Raw genomic sequence first — 18,574 nt, 5'->3', positions numbered from 1 at the left:
TCCTCTTTTACGTTTAATCTAATACTTTTCCCTTTGTTTCTGGTACACATAGTAGCATTGTAATTAACCCGATTGGGTAGATGATAAAAATCAAGGACAATGCTCCAAGTAGGTTGCCACCTGTAGCAAGTAAGCCAATAATAACAGGCCCAAATCCAGCTAATCCACGTCCTGTACCGAAAATAAAGTTTTCGGCGGTAGAGCGAGCTTCAGCAGGATAGTTTTCAGCTAAAATTGCTCCAAATCCTCCCATCATTCCATTTGCAAAGAATCCAAGCAATGCACTTCCCCATAATAATAATGTTGAATCTGTGAATAAGAAGAAGTAAATGAGACAGTATACTGTACCGCCAATATAATAGATTGCAAAAGTTTTACGGCGACCAATTTTATCAGCTAGAATACCAAAGATTGCAATTCCAATTAGCATACCGATGGTAGAAATGAACATCCAGCCACTTGCTTTTGCTAATGTATAGTTATATTTATTTGCTAAAATAGTGGGCATCCATGTGAAGATTCCGTAATATCCAAAGTTTTGGATGAACGACATAATAATAAGACCAATTGTTGTAATTGTTACTTTTTTATTGGCAAATAACTTTCGAAGTGGAAATTTTTTTATATGTTTTAGTTGTTCTGCTTCAGTAGTTGTTAATTTACCTGCAGCTTCTTTTTGCAATAGCTCCTTTTTGTAGCGTTGTTTTTGCTCCCATATTTTCGGTTCACTTAAACTTTTACGGACATAGACAGCTAGTAAAGCTGGAATTAATCCAAATAAGAAAACGGCTCTCCATCCAAAGTGTGGGACAATAAATGCTGGAAGGAGTGAAGCAATCAGTACACCAAATTGCCATCCAAGTGCAACAACAGATGTCGCTTTAGCGCGCATTTCTTTAGACCATGTTTCTGTTACGATGGCCATTCCGATTCCGAATTCACCACCAACTCCCATTCCAACTAAAAAGCGCAGAATTAATAATTGCCAGTAGTCTGTTGCGAAATAAATGAGTGCGGTTGCTAGTGAAAACAGTAAGATTGTGAAGGCCATTGTACGAATACGGCCAAATAAATCAGCAATAAATCCAAATAAATAAGAACCAATTAACATTCCTATTGTGGTAGCTAAAGTTAAGTTTCCACCTTCAACAGGACTTAAGTGAAACTCTTTTAAAATATAGACAAGTACGAAAGATAATAGCAACATATCTAAACCTTCTGCTGCATATCCTAGCGCAGAACCAAATAATGTTTTATATCTTTTCGCTTTTGTCTCCTCTGTTGTTTGTTGTACATCAGTAGTGACGTTCATTATTACTCCTCCTTATTTTCTACAGTCGCTATGGAAGAATAACAAAAGGCCTTCTCACCTGATATGATGAGAAGGCCAAAAAAGCATACGTATCCCCAAGAAAAGAACATACGTATATTGTATTCCGACTTCCTTCTCAACCTCACGGGGTTGGGTTAAAGGACTGTATTATATTACTTTATTTTTAGCACTCTTCTATATGTATTGTCAAATAAAGAGGAAGTTATTATGTGTAAAATATTTCAAAAAACATTTCGTTCTTCTTGACGCCGACTTCATTATTTTCCCATAATAAAACTAACTAAATAAAAAGGAATGAATCAAAGATGCTAAATTTAGTACTCATGATGATTGAACGAGTCGGACTTATAGTTATTTTAGGATTTTTACTCTCTCATATTAAAACTTTCAGACGCCTCCTTCATAAACAGGATGGCTATGTAGATAAGCTTAAGCTTATTTGTATTTTTTCGGTATTTACAATTGTAAGCAATTACACTGGGATTGAAATAGCAGGAAATACGATTATGAATGAAAATTGGTTACAAGGTGTTTCATCATCGAGTACCATTGCGAATACACGTATTATGGGTGTTGGAATTAGTGGATTGCTTGGTGGTCCTATCGTCGGAATTGGGGTAGGATCAATTGCTGGTATTCACCGTTATATGCTTGGAGGGACGACAGCTCTAAGTTGTGCAATCTCTTCAATTTTAGCAGGCGTTATAACTGGTTATATCGGATACATTTTTAAAAAATATAACCGTACAATTACCCCTAAGTTTTCAGCGATTTTAAGTGTTTTTATCGTTTCTTTAGAAATGATTATGATCCTATTAATTGTAGAGGATGGAATGAGCATTGTGAAAACAATTGCGATACCAATGATCCTTGTAAATAGTTTTGGAAGTTTTATTTTACTTTCTATGATACAAGCTATTTTGCGTCAGGAAGAGAACGCAAAGGCACTTCAGACTCATAAGGTATTACGTATTGCAGATAAAACGTTACCATATTTTCGCCAAGGCTTAACAGAAGAATCGTGTAAGCATGTGGCACAAATTATTCACCGCTTTACAGGAACAGATGCGGTATCCTTAACAGATACAGAGAAAATATTAGCTCATGTTGGATTAGCATCAGATCACCATATTCCGTCACATAGTTTAATAACTGGTTTGTCGAAAGAAGTGTTACACACAGGGAAAATAATGAAAGCAAAATCACGTGAGGTTATTAATTGTCAACATGAAGGTTGCCCTTTGCAAGCGGCGATTGTTATTCCACTAACTTCACATGGAAATACAATAGGGACATTAAAACTGTATTTCAAAAATCCTAACCAGTTAAGTCGTGTGGAAGAGGAATTAGCAGAAGGATTAGCAAAAATATTCTCTACACAACTTGAATTAGGTGAAGCTGAGTTGCAAAGTAAATTATTGCAAGATGCGGAAATAAAGGCATTACAAGCACAAATTAACCCCCATTTTTTATTTAATGCGATTAATACAGTATCAGCTTTATGCCGAACAGATGTAGAAAAAGCAAGGAAGTTATTATTACAGCTTAGCGTATATTTCCGATGTAATTTGCAAGGAGCACGTCAGTTATTGATTCCGCTAGAACAAGAATTAAACCATGTACAGGCATATTTATCCCTAGAACAAGCAAGGTTCCCAAATAAGTATGAGGTAAAGATGTATATTGAGGACGAGCTAAAGACAACTTTAGTACCACCATTTGTTCTTCAACTATTGGTTGAAAATGCGTTGCGACACGCCTTTCCGAAGAAGCAACCAGTATGCGAAGTGGAAGTGCATGTTTTTGAAAAAGAGGGTATGGTTCATTTTGAAGTAAAAGATAATGGGCAGGGAATTGAGGAAGAACGTTTAGAACAATTAGGAAAGATGGTAGTTTCGTCAAAGAAAGGGACTGGAACAGCTTTATATAATATTAATGAACGTCTTATTGGATTATTTGGAAAAGAAACGATGCTTCATATCGAAAGTGAATTAAATGAGGGGACAGAGATTACTTTTGTTATTCCAAAAAAAGTAGGGGAGGAAGAACAGATTGTTAAAAGTATTAGTAGTTGACGATGAAATGTTAGCACGTGATGAACTAAAGTATTTATTAGAGAGAACGAAAGAAGTTGAGATAATTGGTGAGGCTGATTGTGTGGAAGACGCATTAGAAGAACTAATGCAAAGTAGACCAGATATTGTGTTTTTAGATATTCAATTATCCGATGATAACGGATTTGAAATCGCCAATATATTAAAGAAGATGAAAAATCCACCTGCAATTGTATTTGCTACTGCCTATGATCAATATGCGCTGCAAGCATTTGAAGTAGATGCGTTAGACTACATTTTAAAACCATTTGATGAAGAGCGTATTGTGCAGACATTAAAGAAGTATAAAAAACAAAAACAATCGCAAATAGAAACGAAGCACGAAATAAAGGGGACAGATGTAACAGTAGAGATGCATAAGTTAGCATTACCAATTGAAGAATCAATCGTACTTGTTAATATTGAAGATATTGTATATGTAGGACTTGTGGACGGAAAAGTGACAGTAAAAACAATGAGGGAAACATATGTAACACACGATACACTTGTGATTTTGGAAAAGAAGTTGCCGCAAGTAAGTTTCATGCGTGTTCATCGTAGCTTTATTGCAAATATTAATCATATTACTGAAGTTCAGCCATGGTTTAACTCTACTTATAATTTAATTATGAAAGAAGGATCAAAAGTACCTGTTAGTCGTACATATGCAAAAGAACTCAAGAAGCTGCTTCGTATTTAAGAAGCAGCTTTTGTATTTCATCCTTTTATATTTGTAACTGATTCTGTATATTTGACGTTCCGTTATGTAAACGCTTACTTATGCGGTTATCTCCTATACAATAAAGGTACCAAATCGAAAGAGGTGGCCAAAATGAGTACGAAAAAAGTATATAGTTTCTTATCACAAGCATTCATATTCTCAGCTATTATGTTAATTTCTAATATTATTGCAACACATTTACCAATTCCAATGCCTTCATCGGTAATCGGGTTAGTTATTTTATTTAGTCTATTATGTTTAAAAGTTATTAAATTGGAGCAAGTTGAATCACTCGGAACAGCTTTAACAGGTATTATTGGATTCTTATTCGTCCCATCAGGTATTTCAGTTATTAATTCTCTTGGTGTAATGGGGCAATACTTTGTACAAATTTTAACTGTAATTGTTGTAGCGACAGTTATTTTACTCGCTGTAACAGGATTATTTGCACAATTTATTTTAGGAAAAGATGAAAAAGAAACAGAAGATATAAAAGAATTGAAAGTAGTAAATAAAGGACGCAAGCACGGAAAGGTTGCGTAACCATTGTATTTATATATTGTTGGGAGGTAATGAACATGGCAAGCACAATGACTCCATATTTCGGAATCGTCGTTTCATTAATCGCATACGGAATCGGAACATTATTATTCAAGCATTCAAAAGGGTTCTTCCTATTTACACCATTATTCGTAGCGATGGTATTAGGGATTGTATTTCTAAAGGTAGGTAACTTTACTTTTGAAGAATATAATACTGGCGGAAAAATGATTAGTTTCTTCTTAGAGCCAGCAACAATTGCATTCGCTATCCCACTATATAAACAAGTTGATAAGTTGAAAAAATATTGGTGGCAAATTTTATCAGCTATCGTGGTTGGATCTATTTGCTCAGTAATTGTCGTGTTCATTGTTGCAAAAGCAATCGGTTTAGATACAGCAGTAATGAATTCAATGCTACCACAAGCAGCAACAACAGCAATTGCGTTACCAATTTCAGAAAGTATTGGTGGTATTCCAGCAATTACATCGTTTGCAGTTATTTTCAACGCAGTTATCGTATACGCATTAGGAGCATTATTCTTAAAAACATTTAGAGTGAAACATCCGATTGCAAAAGGTTTAGCACTTGGAACAGCGGGTCATGCATTAGGAGTTGCAGTAGGAATTGAAATGGGTGAGGTAGAGGCAGCGATGGCAAGTATTGCTGTAACGGTAGTTGGGGTTGTAACAGTAGTTGTCATCCCAATGTTCATGCCATTCATTGGATAGTAAAACTTACTTAAAAAATAAGAAAAGCAAGCTATTTGTAGGACAGATTTCTACTGATAGCTTGCTTTTTATGTTACAGTAGTGGTAAGACCTATTTAAAAAAATGTAAGTTTCCTTAAATCTTCATTAATACTATGTAGAATACGTTTTGAATTAGGTCATTGTATTGTAAAATAAGAAGTAAGCTACTATATACCTGTTAAAGTAGGCATATAATGAGTTTATAAAAATCTTAATATGAATGAATAATTAAAAGTAGAAAAGAGAGAGAAATCTACTTATTAACGTTTTAGTTTATAGGACAGGAGAGAGTATTCGTCGATTATGCAAATAAAAAACCTGTTTCAAAGCAAAGGATTTCAGAGGTTACTCGTATTAGTAATACTTGCTCTCGTGTTATACGGGCTGCAAAGTATGTTGAATTTAATATTAATTACGTTTATTCTCACGTATTTAATGGATCGATTCCAAAAGTTTATTTCACGCAAATTAGATCATTTCATGCCTATTAATCGAAAAATTATTATAGCATTTCTATATGTAATGTTAATTGGTGGAATTGCTATTACGCTATTTAAATATTTACCAGTATTGACGATACAAATTTCACAACTGATTTACCAATTCAATGTATTTTTAAGAAACCCACCAGATAGTGAACTAATTAAGTATGCAGTTAATGCTGTCAATCATATGGAGCTTTCTAAATATGTAGGACAAGGCGTAGACATTTTGTATAAATCGATTACGAATGTTGGTAAATTTGGCCTTCAAGTTTTACTTTCTTTAATTTTGAGTTTGTTTTTCTTATTAGAAAAATCTCGTATTGTCGGTTTTACTGCAAAGTTTAAAGAAAGCAGGCTTGCAATTTTCTATACTGAAATTGAGTACTTCGGAAAGAAATTTGCACGTTCATTTGGAAAGGTAATCGAAGCGCAATTTTTAATTGCTGTTGTTAACTGTGTTCTTTCAGTTATCGCATTATGGATATTAGGATTCCCGCAATTATTAGGTTTAGCGTTAATGATTTTCTTGCTTGGCTTAATTCCAGTAGCGGGGGTTATCATTTCGTTATTCCCACTTTGTATGATTGCTTACAATATTGGCGGTATCATGTACGTTGTTTATATTTTGGTTATCGTAACAGTGATTCATGCGCTTGAAAGTTACGTATTAAACCCGAAGTTTATGTCGCAAAAAACAAATTTACCGATTTTCTATACATTTATGGTATTAATCTTCTCAGAACACTTCTTAGGTGTATGGGGATTAATTATCGGTATTCCAATCTTCATCTTCTTATTAGATGTTTTAGACGTGACAAGTGATGAAATGGAGAAGGATGTTGGAAAAAATAAAGTGAAGTAAAGAAAAAGCATCGATGTTCGGTGCTTTTTCTTTTATAATATGATGTTTCTTATGCCATACTGTAAGCAGAACATAGAATAGGGGTGAAGTAATGGCTGTAAATGAAAAGGTAGAATTGGCTACATTTGCTGGAGGGTGCTTCTGGTGTATGGTTTCGCCATTTGAAGAGATGGAAGGGATTATAAAGGTTGTTTCTGGCTACACAGGTGGTCATAAAGAGAATCCAACGTATAAAGAAGTATGTTCAGAAACGACGGGACATTATGAGGCAGTACAAATTACATTTGATGCAAATAAAATGCCGTATGAGGAATTGTTAAATATATATTGGAGACAAATTGATCCAACCGATATTGGTGGACAATTCCACGACCGCGGACAGTCTTATGAAACGGTGATTTTTTATCATAATGAAGAACAACATAAAAAAGCAGAGGCCTCAAAAGAAGAGCTTGAGCAGAGTGGACGCTTTTCAAAACCAATTGCGACAAAAATACTACCAGCAGCTACATTTTATCCAGCTGAAGAATATCACCAAGGATACCATAAGAAAAACACATTCAGCTATGAGTTATATCGTAAAGGCTCAGGACGAGATGCTTTTATTAAGCAACATTGGTCAAAGGATAATGCTCATTTAAAAGAAAAACTCAATGAGATGCAGTATTATGTAACACAGGAAAATGGTACAGAACCACCATTTCGAAATGAGTATTGGAACCATAAAGAGGAAGGTCTTTATGTAGACATCGTTTCAGGTGAGCCGTTGTTTACTTCTCTAGATAAATTTGATAGTGGATGTGGATGGCCTAGTTTTACAAAACCAGTGATGTCAGCAAGTGTGAAAGAAAAGATGGATGTGAGTCATAATATGACACGTACAGAAGTGAGAAGTAAAGAAGGAGATTCACATCTTGGGCACGTATTTCCAGATGGTCCAGGACCAAATGGCCTTCGTTACTGTATTAATTCCGCAGCTCTTCGATTTATTCCAAAAGAGGAATTAGAGAAAGAAGGCTATAGCGATTTCCTAATCTTGTTTGGAAATAAAAAATAACCTCGCAGTTAGCGAGGTTATTTTTTTGTTATTTTGTTTTTTTCTTTTTAAATTTGCTTAATACTTCATAAACGATTGGAACAATAAGAAGTGTTAATAACGTTGAACTTGTTAATCCACCAATTACCGTTACGCCAAGTCCTTTAGAAATTAAGCCACTACCTTCAAATCCTAATGCAAGCGGGATAAGAGCACCGATTGTTGCAATTGCAGTCATTAAAATTGGACGAAGGCGTGTTGCACCAGCTTCTAATAAAGCTTCACGTGTTGATAGTCCTTCATTTTCCTTATGAATAACGCGGTCGATAAGCACGATTGCGTTTGTTACAACGATACCGATTAACATAAGCGCACCAATCATTGCAGATACACTTAATGTTTCACCAGAGATTAATAAGGCAACAAGAGCCCCAATAATTGTAAATGGTAGCGAGAATAAAATTGCGAATGGTGCTAGGGCACCACCAAATGTAACGACAAGAACGAAGTATACAATGGCAATCGCAGCTAACATCGCTAGGCCAAGTTGCTTGAATGATTCTTGAATATCTTTAGTAACACCGCCCATAGAAACATCTACACCAGAAGGAAGATCCATTTTATCTACTTCTTTTTGTACTGCAGCAGATGCTTTTGAAACGTCATCAGATGTTAATTTGGCACTAACCTCTGCATAAACACGTCCATCTCGGTGTGTTACTGTATTCGATGTTTCACCTTCTTTTACATTCATAACATCTTTCACAGCTACTTCATTACCAAGTGGTGTTGTAATTTTGCGATTTGTTAAGTCATCGATTGTTTCATAATTTTGTTTTTCAGCTTCTACATATACATTGATATCTTTACCGTCTTTTTTAATTGTTGTCAGAACAGGGCGATCATGTTGATTAGAAAGTCCCATTCCAATTTGAGCAGCCGTTAAGCCCATTTTACTCAGCTTTTCTTGATCTGCGACTAAAGTGTACTCTGCATATGTTTTTGCAATACTAGAATCTATATCTTTTAAGTTTTTATTTTTCTTCATGATATTTTGAATATCTTTTACGACAGGCTTAATGTCTTCTGAGCTATCTCCATAAACGTATAGTTTAATTTCGTTACTACCGCCACTTGCTCCGAAGTCTTGGTTTTTCCATTCGCCTTTGCCAGACATCTTCTGTAAATCTTTAACGACTTGTTCTTTCTCTTTTTCAAAGTTTTTCGTGTCGTTATCATATTGCACGAAGAACATTGCTTGGTTTGATTGACCAGGACTCATTGGATTCTCTCCACCTAATGAGAACTGAATTGTTTTGACGTCTTTATTATCTTGGAAGTGCTTCTCAGCTTTTGTTGCAATTTTTTCAACGTCTTCTAACGTTTGACCTGGTTCAGGATTATATGTTGCAATAATCATTTTTTCTTCTTCAGAAGGTAAGAAACTTACACCGATAACTGGTACAAGTGCAAGACTACCAACTAATAGAAGGACAGCGATACTTGATGTAATAATTTTGTGATTTAAAGCCCATGCAAGTATGCGTTTATACCCATTTGCTAATTTACTTGGTTTTTCTTCATGATGTACTTCTTTTTCCCTCATGCTCTCTTTCTTAAATAAGGAATGAGCTAGCATCGGTACGATTGTAACTGCTACTAGTAATGATGCTAATAAAGCAAAGACGATAGTTAAGGCGAATGGTAAGAACATTTCACCAATCATACCTTTTACTAGTCCAAGCGGTAAAAATACAGCAATTGTTACAATGGTGGAAGACATAATCGGGATAAACATTTCTTTCGTAGCTTCACGAATTAAATCTTTTCCACGTAATTTCTCTTCTGATAACGACATACGTCGGTAAATATTTTCAATAACAACAATTGAGTCATCGACAACGCGGCCTATAGCAACGGTCATTGCTCCAAGTGTCATAATGTTAAGCGTAATATCCATTTGCTTTATGACTAAAACAGCAATTAATAAAGAAAGTGGTATTGAAACGACAGAAATTAACGTTGTTCGAATATTTCGTAGGAACAGCATAATAATAACAATCGCAAAGATAGCACCGAAAATTGCTTTGCTCAGCATTGTTTCAACTGATTTTTCAATAGGTGCACCTTGGTCGAATGTTGAAATGATCTCTAAATCTTTATATTTTTTCTCAAGATCTTTTACTTTATCTTTTACTGCATTTACAACATCAACTGTATTTGCATCAGAGGCCTTCACAATTTGAATTCCAATTGCTTCTTTTCCATTTGTTCGAGAAATAGATTCTGCTTTCCCAACTTCTTTAATGTCAGCAATTTCGTCTAATGTAACTGTTGGAATCCCGTTCATAGCAGCTGGATTCATTTGCGGCGTTTGTGCACCAGCGCCAGCATTTTGACTACCTTGACCGTTAGGTGAGGAAGGTATAGCTGGGATTTTAAGTTCTTTTAACGCTTTAATCGTTGTAATATTGCCATCTACAACAACTGATTTTTCCGTGTCTTTAAATGTGTATAAGCCAAGTGGTAAAGATACATCCGATCCCTTAATCACATTTTTTACGGTATCTTCACTTAGTCCTAGTTCTTTCATTTTATCTTTCTTGAAGACAAGCTGTACTTCATCTACTTGTTGGCCAGCAATTTGAACAGATGCAACACCATCAAGTCCTTTTAATCCTGGTACAACATTTTTTTCTACATTTTCAGTTAAGGTAGCTAAAGATTCATTCTTACTTGCCACGCTTAACGAAATAACTGGAAAGGCATTGAAGTTTACTCGTGAAACTTTAGGATCTTTAACACCTTCTGGGAGTTTTACATTTGTGAGAGCTTCTTTAATTTCTGTTTCTGCTTTTTCCATATTTTTATCAAAATCGTATTCTACTTGGATAGAAGATGCGTTTTGAAAAGATGATGAACTCACAACGTTAACACCGCTTAAATTTTGTAGTTGTTCTTCCATCGGCTTTGAAACTTTATCAGCTACTTCTTCTGGTGTAGCACCAGGATAGACCGTAGTTACTGTCACAATCGGTGTTGTAATATCAGGGATTGTTTCCAGCTTCATATTGAGTCCAGAGTAGATCCCCGCAATAGTAACAATAATGGTTAGTAGCCAAACTGCGAACTTATTTTTTAACGAGAAATTGATGATTTTGTTCATGTTTGCGCTCCCTTTTTATTATATTGACCAACTGGTCAGTCTAATACATAATATAACTGACCGTTCGGTCAATCGTCAATAAAAAGAGATGGTATAATACATTTATAATAAGATGCGAGATTAAATTTAGGAGAGAAGATATGAAAGAAAAAGAGCGTTTAATTATAGAATCGGCTATGAAGTTATTTGCTACTAAGGGTGTAAATGCGACATCAGTGCAGGAAATTGTGACAGCTAGTGGTATATCTAAGGGAGCTTTTTACTTATATTTTAAATCGAAAGATGAGCTTTTATTAGCGACACTTCGATATTATTATGACAAAATCCAAAAGAAAATGCTGGATATTGAAAAAGAGTCTTTATTACCACGTGAAAAATTTGCAAAACAATTACATTGTCAGTTTAATGATATACAAAAGCATAAAGAATTTATTATTATGCATGCGAGAGAAAATGCGATTCCGTTTAATAAAGAAGTAGAAGAATTTATGATGCGGATGAAGTTAGAGTCTCATGCATTTTATCGGAATAGTTTATTGTCCATTTATGGTGAAAAGGTTATGCCATATTTATTGGATTTAGTAATTATGGTAGAAGGCATATGCCGTGGGTATTTAGAATTAATTATTTTACAAGCACCAGAAATTGATTTATCGTATGTAGCTGCTTTTATTTTAAAAAGAGTAGATAATTTAGTAGATGGCTTAGTAGAATCTTCGGAAGAACCTATTTTACATGAAGAAAAGCTTGGAGAATTCCTTTGTAAATCAGAGCTTATTAAGGAACAAGTTAAAGAACATTTTTTAAAAGAGATTATTGTATTTAAGCGCACTTTAGCTGATCAATTAGAGGAAGATGAGCTGTTGGTTACATTAGATGTTTTAGAGGCGGAAATACGATTGCTTAATCCAAGAATTCCGGTAATTAGAGGTATGTTAGCAAATTTAGAGGCGTATTCGGAATTAAAAGAATTTCGATTACGCCTTATAGGATACTACAATATAAAAAATTCTTAATAAAAATAAGTAAAAAACTCCTTGTCTACACAAGGAGTTTTTTCTTAAAGACTACTTACTATTTTGAGACCATTCTTCAACATCCCAAACTTTTGTGATCCAATCTTCATAGAAGTCCGGTTCGTGACATACAAGGAGAATTGTTCCTTTATATGCTTTCATAGCCTTCTTAAGTTCCGCTTTTGCTGTAACATCAAGATGGTTTGTCGGCTCATCAAATAATAGCCAGTTACTTTCCTCACCCATTAGCTTACATAAACGAACTTTTGCTTGTTCTCCACCACTTAATTGACTTAATGGGCGAGAAATATGTTCATTTTTTAATCCGCATTTTGCTAACATCGCACGAATTTGATGCTGGTCTAGGCCAGGGAATGTATTCCATACATCATCAATTGGTGTTATATTATCAGCTTTAACTTCTTGTTCAAAGTATGCAGGCTCTAAGAAGTCACCAAGACTTGTTTTACCGCTTAAAGGTTTAATTTTACCTAAGATCGTTTTTAGCAACGTTGATTTACCAACACCGTTACATCCAACAATAGCAATTTTTTCACCACGTTCAATCGTCATTGATAGCTTTGGTAGTAGAGGATGCGTATATCCGATTTCTACATTTTCACCTTCAAAGACGAAGCGACTACTTGCGCGACTTTCTTTAAATGAGAATTCAGGTTTAATCGCTGTTTCTGGGCGATCAATAAGTTCCATGCGATCAAGTTGTTTTTGACGACTCTTTGCACGACCTGTCGTTGAATAACGAGCCTTGTTCTTTGCAATGAAGTCTTCTTGCTTTTTGATAAACTCGCGCTGTTTTTCATAAGCGTTTATATGTTGATTTTTATTGATTTCTGCTAGTTCTAGGAATTTTTCATATGTCGCTGTATAGCGTGTCATTTTTGTGAATTCTAGATGGAAAATAACATCAACACATTTGTTCATAAATTCCGTATCATGAGAAATTAATAAGAATGCATGTGGATATTCTTTCAAATAATTTGTTAACCAATGAATATGTTCAACGTCTAAATAGTTAGTAGGTTCATCAAGCAATAACACTTCTGGCTGTTCAAGTAATAGCTTTGCAAGCAATACCTTTGTACGTTGTCCACCACTTAATGCTGAAACATCACGATCTAAACCAATTGCATCAATTCCAAGACCACGTGCAGCCTCTTCAATTTTCATATCTAGTAAGTAGAAACCACCCGCTTCAAGTGCATCTTGTATTTCTGCCATTTGCTCAAGAAGTTCTTCTAGTTCTTCTGGTGTAGCAGTTCCCATTTTTTCTGTAACTTCATTTAAAGCTTTTTCCTTTTCGAATAACGGTAAAAATGCATCCGCTAGTACGTCACGGATTGTACGCCCAGGTGTTAAAACAGTATGCTGATCTAAGTAGCCGTAATGTGTGCCCGGTGTCCATTCTACGCGACCTTGGTCATGAATAAGCTGACCAGTAATGATATTCATGAATGTTGATTTACCAACACCGTTTGCACCAACTAATCCAACGTGCTCACCTGCTAATAATCGCATAGATACATCTTTAAATAATGTACGATCGCCAAATGTATGTCCTAATTTTTCAACTGTTAATAAGCTCATAGTATCCTCCGTCCAACTTGAAATAGTACCTTGAATCATGATACTAAATTCTTTCATATAATGCCATCATTTCAAAATGTATATTTTTTCAAAAGAAGTGTTTGTAAATGTTAGTATATAAAAAAGTTACTTCTACCTACAGAAGTAACTTTTTGGTTATGCCTTTTGTTTAACTTCACTAACTTTCTTTTCAGCTACAATAAAATGCGGTCTACGTTTTGTTTCATAATAAATACGACCGATATATTCACCAATCACACCTAGGAATATGAGTTGAATACCGCCAATAAATAGTATAGCGGAAATGAGAGTAAAGTAACCAGGAACTTCCACACCACCAAGGATGATTTGAACGAACGTAGTGATTACGTATAAAAGTCCTAAAATGGTTGTTAGTAATCCGAGATATATAGATAGACGTAACGGTTTATTATTGAATGAAATTACACCATCAATTCCGTAATTTAATAATTTCGAGAAGGTCCATTTACTTTCTCCATCAGAACGTAATACATTTTCATATTCAATGATTAATTCGTTATAACCAATCCAAGAGAATAAACCCTTTGAAAATCGGTTGTATTCACTTAAAGACACTAAAGAATCCACTGCTCTTCGACTTAAAAGTCTAAAGTCACCAATACCATCTACTAATTCAATATCTACAAACTTATTCATCACCTTATAGTAAAGACGAGAGACGAAAGAGCGAACAGGTGAATCACCAGTTCTTGTTCTTTTTGCAATGACTTGGTCGTAGCCTTCGTTATATCCTTCTAACAATTCTTTTATTAACGTAGGAGGGTGTTGTAAGTCAGCATCCATAATAACAATTGCATCGCCTGTAGCATATTTTAAACCAGCTAACATTGCAGCTTCTTTTCCGAAGTTTCGACTAAATGATATATAGTGTACCGATGAATCTACACTAGCTAAATCACGTAAAATATTTAATGTATCATCTTTACTACCATCATTAACAAAAACAAATTCATAATCGGTAGTTAATTTATGAATTTCAAGAGAAGTCTCTGAATAAAAGGCACGAAGCACCTTTTCTTCATTGTAGCATGGTACAACTATTGAAAGGGTCATGTTTGACACTCCTTGTTTGTAGTGGATTAAAATAATATTTAGATATTATTTTAGGAAGCTATCTAAATAGATAGCTTCATGATTCATTAAGTGCTCATTATTGCTTTTTAAAAGAAAATTTTCGTCGTGCTTTTGGATTTTTGAAAATTAGTAAAGCTATACAGATAATTAGTGAGATGATTGATATAGTCATACCTAATTTGAAGTAAGGTGTAACGTAAGTCATTTCGATTACATGTGAACCTTTTGTAATTGGAACACCGATAAAGGCAGAATTCGCTTTCGTAAATTCTGTTTCTTTCCCATCAATTTTTATAGTCCAGCCTTTACTATATGGGACAGATAGATATAAGAGCCCGTCTTTATTTGATTTGATATCCCCTTTTAAATAATTGTTCTTATAATAAATATTTTCAAGCCTATTTTCAGTTAGTTTTTTTGTTTCTTTTTGTATACTTTCATAGTTTACAATATTTGCTTGCAAGTCACCTAATTCATACTCACCTGCCATATCAATAGAGATAGTTAGGTTTTCTGGACGCTCATTGCCCAAATTGTAAACAAACCTTTCTAACGGATAAGAGTATGCACCAGCATCGTCCCCTTTTCCTATCGTTTTTCCATTAACAGTTGCATTGAATGTGCCTGCATTTTTTAATTTTAATTCTATCAGTAGATCACCAGGTGTATCAGGATAATTGATAGGTACAATCATATTTCCAAAGCCATGAACAATTAGTTTATTTTCTTGTTTTTCCATGTTTTCGAATTTTGCTTTTTCCGTTTTAATAGATACTGCCTTTGATTTAAGGTCTTGTTTATTAAAATGGTTTAATGAAAATTCTTTTGTATTATTAACGACAACAGCATGTAATAATAATTGATCACGCTGAGCGAAGTTTAATTTAGAAAATTCTTCTTCACTTATAGCCGAATCATATACATATCCTAACGGTAAAGCATAGTCATTTTTGTAAATATTATATGGTCCTACTTGCTGTAATAGTTTATATCCATAAGGTACATTCTTTGAATCTGTATCAGCACTTAATACGCGATATTTTATACCTAGCATATTTTCGAGTAGTAGTCGACTATCAGCTTGATAAAACATTGAAGGTGTATCGTACATTTGGAATACGCCATATTTATTTTTCATAAAGTCATGGACATAATAATTAACCAAGCTTTGATACGTACTTACGCCATGATATCCTTGTAGCATTGGTGTGTTATATTCGCTATATGGATTAAGAATACGATAAAAGTCTTTATCATTTTCTTGTATGTAGCGAATTGCAGCAATTTCTTCTTGATTATCATAGCCTGGTTCGTGTAACTTTTCAGTTGAAATCTGGCTCTGTCCGTAAACTGTGCTAAGTATATTATTCGCATACATATAATTCATAGAAATTGTGCTAACGAGTACGTTCAATACAACTAAAAATTGTATGAAAGGTTTAGAAATATAACGCCATAAACATACTGTAATAACAGAAAGAACGACAGTTCCGAGTAAAATGTTATCAACGTCTTGTAAAGGTTTATCAGTTACATTTATATTTGCCTTTCTATAAAATGCATAAATGAATAATCCAATAGACACTAATAAACTTATTAAATAAGGTAATTTGTAGTCTTTCTTATGAATAATCATCCAATCTAGAATGTATGCAATTGTTTGGGCAATTACAAATACAAATAAATAAAACCATCTAGATTGCATTGCTGAAAAACCATTAAACATAGAATATGTATATGGAAGCATAAACAGAATGAACATGAATAACGTAAAGAATACTTTATTCTTTACGAGTTTATCACGTATAAACATTCCAAATACGATTAAGAATAAAATTAAAGCTGGTAAAGCTAATTGATGATTTTCAGCATTATACATGAAGAAAATATTTTCCATTAAATCTTTATAAAATTTATCTTCAAATAATAATGGTATCTCAAACTTTTTTGATAGTCGATCAGCGCTAAATACGGCATTAACTGATGGGAGGAAGCAAACGGCGGCTAAACCGAGTGATAATCCGTACAATAAACCGATTCTAATATAATAAGTTAGAAAAGAGACAATCGTTTTATTTTGTTGTGTCGCAAAGTATTGGAATAATGCATAAATAAATATGAAAATACTTGTGATAAAAGCAAAATAAAAGTTTGATGCTAACATTAAAGTAGCAGCGATTAGGAAAAGGCCGTGCTTCTTTTCAATAATATATTTATCAAGTCCCCATATTACTAATGGTAAAAATACAATGGCATCAGCCATGAAATCCCATAGTAAAGAGTGGCGGATGAAAGTAATACAGCCACCATATATAATAGCAGCAACAAAAGATGAGAATGCTGTTTTATTATGGTAACGTAAAGAACCATACATGAATACCATAGCTAAAAAGTTTTTTAAAATACTCATGTATAATTTCACGTCATATACTTGCTCAAGACTTAGTTTAGGTAGTAACAGTGTAATCCAGAAAAACGGTGATGTGCTGTAATAATAACTAAACTCTCCAAATAAATCTCCACCTAATCCATAATCAAAAGACCAAAAAAGGTTGCCATCTTTAAAGGCATGTTGTAGAAGAAACGTAAAAAAGCCAAATTGACGTAACGCATCCCCTGTACCAGAAAAGGCTTGATTAGATGTTAAAAAGAAATAATGAAAAGCAAAAGCGCACAATAATAATATTGGCATAATTATCATTGTTTTCTTGGAAAAGAATTTATTATTCGGCTTTATGCTCATAAAAATTGATAATCCTCCTTTGAAAGTCGTTACATGTAACAACTAGTTTTTAGGTAGCATATAAAAACACACCAATTTTTAAAGGTGTGTTCTTTAGTTTTAACATGAGAAAATATATATTTTTGTTGAAGCATATATATTTTTACAAGCGTTGAAGTTCATAGTTTACATGTAATTTAGTATAAGGCATTTTCAGAAAGTAAGTCAATTTGAGCTGGAATATATAGCATTTTTTTACTGAAGAAAAATGATGGTATATAAAAAAAGCAAAAAGCTTTTCCATTTTTAAATAGGAAAAGCTTTTTGCTTTTAAGCATGTTTGCGAATGAGCTTTTGTTTTATAAACCCTAAAACAAATCCACGTATTTGAGGATCAATTCCAATTCCAATTATACCGTATAGTATACCAGTAAGAGTTAAAGCAATTAGTGGCGGTAAGTTGATTAATGCAATTCGGTATATACCGTAACTAATAATAAAGGCTAAGGAATTAAATATAACTCCTTTAACTAATAATTGCATGCCTTTACGAATAAAGAGGGTAAATCCGATTAATAGTGTAATTTCGGTAAGGATAGCTGCGGCAGCTGCTCCCATCATTCCATATTTACTACCTAATACAATATAACCTATGATGGCAACAACTAATCCAATAGTCATTGTTGTTGCACGTTTCCATTGCTGGCCAATCGTTGTTAAATTATCGGCTAGTGGATAGTTAATTGATTGTAAAATAACCATAAACGCTAGAATAGCAAGAGCGTCACCGGCGGGAGCGTATTCTTCTCCTAATAAACTAACAATCCAGAAACTTGGATCCGCAATAAAGGGGATAGAAATTCCCATTCCTAAAAAAGACATAAGTTTTAATTCAAAACTTGATAATTTTCTATGTTCTTCAATATTTTTCTCATTACCAAAAGCAAAAAGCCTTGGATAAAAGGCCGCTGCAATTACCCCAGGTATTTGATATAGTACAGCAGGTATTTTAGATGCAGCACCAAAGAATCCAACTTGATTATACGTTGAAACCTTTTCTAATATAATAGGGCCCAATTGTGGTAAGAGCATAATGATGATGCCATTGATTGTAAAAATAAGTAGTT

13 protein-coding genes and 1 pseudogene are annotated in these 18,574 nt (G+C 34.0%); 8 read left to right on the top strand and 6 right to left on the bottom strand.

All coding sequences use genetic code 11. The features are described 5' to 3' along the window. Positions 1 to 13: 13 nt before the first annotated feature. The gene (locus MR107_RS11420; protein ID WP_001103412.1) at positions 14 to 1,312 is read right to left on the bottom strand and encodes an MFS transporter; all 1,299 of its coding nucleotides are present in this window, start codon (positions 1,310 to 1,312) and stop codon (positions 14 to 16) included. 326 nt (positions 1,313 to 1,638) lie between these two features. Between MR107_RS11420 and lytS the strand changes: the two genes are divergently transcribed. The 7 genes and pseudogenes from lytS (at position 1,639) to msrB (ending at position 7,843) form a co-directional block, all read left to right on the top strand. Then, positions 1,639 to 3,408, top strand: a complete 1,770-nt coding sequence (gene lytS, locus MR107_RS11415; RefSeq protein ID WP_000933561.1) for a two-component system sensor histidine kinase LytS — start codon at positions 1,639 to 1,641, stop codon at positions 3,406 to 3,408. Beyond that, a complete protein-coding gene (locus MR107_RS11410) occupies positions 3,386 to 4,126 on the top strand; it encodes a LytR/AlgR family response regulator transcription factor (RefSeq protein ID WP_017657608.1) in 741 nt (246 codons plus the stop codon). Before lytS ends, MR107_RS11410 begins: the two co-directional genes overlap by 23 nt. Positions 4,127 to 4,258: 132 nt before the next feature. Beyond that, positions 4,259 to 4,690, top strand: coding sequence for an antiholin-like murein hydrolase modulator LrgA (lrgA, locus tag MR107_RS11405; RefSeq protein ID WP_000104900.1), 432 nt, complete (start codon positions 4,259 to 4,261; stop codon positions 4,688 to 4,690). 35 nt (positions 4,691 to 4,725) lie between these two features. Continuing rightward, positions 4,726 to 5,418 carry an antiholin-like protein LrgB gene (gene lrgB / locus MR107_RS11400; protein ID WP_000168869.1) on the top strand — a complete coding sequence of 231 codons (693 nt, stop codon included), beginning with the start codon at positions 4,726 to 4,728 and terminating at the stop codon, positions 5,416 to 5,418. 324 nt (positions 5,419 to 5,742) lie between these two features. Beyond that, the gene (locus tag MR107_RS11395; protein ID WP_001166010.1) at positions 5,743 to 6,786 is read left to right on the top strand and encodes an AI-2E family transporter; all 1,044 of its coding nucleotides are present in this window, start codon (positions 5,743 to 5,745) and stop codon (positions 6,784 to 6,786) included. Between the two features lie 91 nt (positions 6,787 to 6,877). Beyond that, a pseudogene (msrA, locus tag MR107_RS11390) lies at positions 6,878 to 7,342 on the top strand (peptide-methionine (S)-S-oxide reductase MsrA); the annotation flags it as partial. A gap of 48 nt (positions 7,343 to 7,390) precedes the next feature. Beyond that, positions 7,391 to 7,843, top strand: a complete 453-nt coding sequence (msrB, locus tag MR107_RS11385) for a peptide-methionine (R)-S-oxide reductase MsrB (RefSeq protein WP_227754010.1) — start codon at positions 7,391 to 7,393, stop codon at positions 7,841 to 7,843. Positions 7,844 to 7,871: 28 nt separating this feature from the next. Here msrB and MR107_RS11380 read toward each other — a convergent pair whose 3' ends face one another. Next, positions 7,872 to 10,988: an efflux RND transporter permease subunit gene (locus tag MR107_RS11380; protein ID WP_242292382.1), complete on the bottom strand. Its 3,117-nt coding sequence runs from the start codon at positions 10,986 to 10,988 to the stop codon at positions 7,872 to 7,874. Between the two features lie 140 nt (positions 10,989 to 11,128). Here MR107_RS11380 and MR107_RS11375 point away from each other — a divergent pair, with 140 nt between their 5' ends. Beyond that, positions 11,129 to 12,004 carry a TetR/AcrR family transcriptional regulator gene (locus tag MR107_RS11375; RefSeq protein WP_242292381.1) on the top strand — a complete coding sequence of 292 codons (876 nt, stop codon included), beginning with the start codon at positions 11,129 to 11,131 and terminating at the stop codon, positions 12,002 to 12,004. A 51-nt stretch (positions 12,005 to 12,055) separates the two neighbouring features. On the opposite strand, the gene MR107_RS11370 is transcribed toward MR107_RS11375, so the two are convergent. The 4 genes from MR107_RS11370 to MR107_RS11355 form a co-directional block, all read right to left on the bottom strand. Continuing rightward, complete coding sequence (locus MR107_RS11370; protein WP_000055410.1) at positions 12,056 to 13,609, bottom strand: ABC-F family ATP-binding cassette domain-containing protein; 1,554 nt, start codon at positions 13,607 to 13,609, stop codon at positions 12,056 to 12,058. A 156-nt stretch (positions 13,610 to 13,765) separates the two neighbouring features. Continuing rightward, positions 13,766 to 14,704, bottom strand: coding sequence for a glycosyltransferase family 2 protein (locus MR107_RS11365; RefSeq protein WP_074555721.1), 939 nt, complete (start codon positions 14,702 to 14,704; stop codon positions 13,766 to 13,768). Between the two features lie 97 nt (positions 14,705 to 14,801). Next, the gene (locus tag MR107_RS11360; RefSeq protein ID WP_000023708.1) at positions 14,802 to 17,468 is read right to left on the bottom strand and encodes a YfhO family protein; all 2,667 of its coding nucleotides are present in this window, start codon (positions 17,466 to 17,468) and stop codon (positions 14,802 to 14,804) included. Between the two features lie 309 nt (positions 17,469 to 17,777). After that, positions 17,778 to 18,574: lipopolysaccharide biosynthesis protein (locus tag MR107_RS11355; protein WP_242292380.1), on the bottom strand; the 797-nt coding region annotated here is incomplete at its 5' end.

Source organism: Bacillus cereus group sp. BfR-BA-01441 (assembly GCF_022663075.1).
GTDB lineage: Bacteria > Bacillota > Bacilli > Bacillales > Bacillaceae_G > Bacillus_A > Bacillus_A cereus.
Note: the sequence above shows the minus strand (reverse complement) of the source record. Positions and strands in the feature narration are given on the sequence as shown.

What these genes read in the sequence shown, in the direction of transcription:
- MR107_RS11420 (WP_001103412.1), bottom strand. Translation starts at nt 1,312, where the DNA reads ATGAACGTCACTACTGATGTACAACAAACAACAGAGGAGACAAAAGCG.
- lytS (WP_000933561.1), top strand. Translation starts at nt 1,639, where the DNA reads ATGCTAAATTTAGTACTCATGATGATTGAACGAGTCGGACTTATAGTT.
- lrgA (WP_000104900.1), top strand. Translation starts at nt 4,259, where the DNA reads ATGAGTACGAAAAAAGTATATAGTTTCTTATCACAAGCATTCATATTC.
- lrgB (WP_000168869.1), top strand. Translation starts at nt 4,726, where the DNA reads ATGGCAAGCACAATGACTCCATATTTCGGAATCGTCGTTTCATTAATC.
- MR107_RS11395 (WP_001166010.1), top strand. Translation starts at nt 5,743, where the DNA reads ATGCAAATAAAAAACCTGTTTCAAAGCAAAGGATTTCAGAGGTTACTC.
- MR107_RS11380 (WP_242292382.1), bottom strand. Translation starts at nt 10,988, where the DNA reads ATGAACAAAATCATCAATTTCTCGTTAAAAAATAAGTTCGCAGTTTGG.
- MR107_RS11375 (WP_242292381.1), top strand. Translation starts at nt 11,129, where the DNA reads ATGAAAGAAAAAGAGCGTTTAATTATAGAATCGGCTATGAAGTTATTT.
- MR107_RS11370 (WP_000055410.1), bottom strand. Translation starts at nt 13,609, where the DNA reads ATGAGCTTATTAACAGTTGAAAAATTAGGACATACATTTGGCGATCGT.
- MR107_RS11365 (WP_074555721.1), bottom strand. Translation starts at nt 14,704, where the DNA reads ATGACCCTTTCAATAGTTGTACCATGCTACAATGAAGAAAAGGTGCTT.
- MR107_RS11360 (WP_000023708.1), bottom strand. Translation starts at nt 17,468, where the DNA reads ATGAGCATAAAGCCGAATAATAAATTCTTTTCCAAGAAAACAATGATA.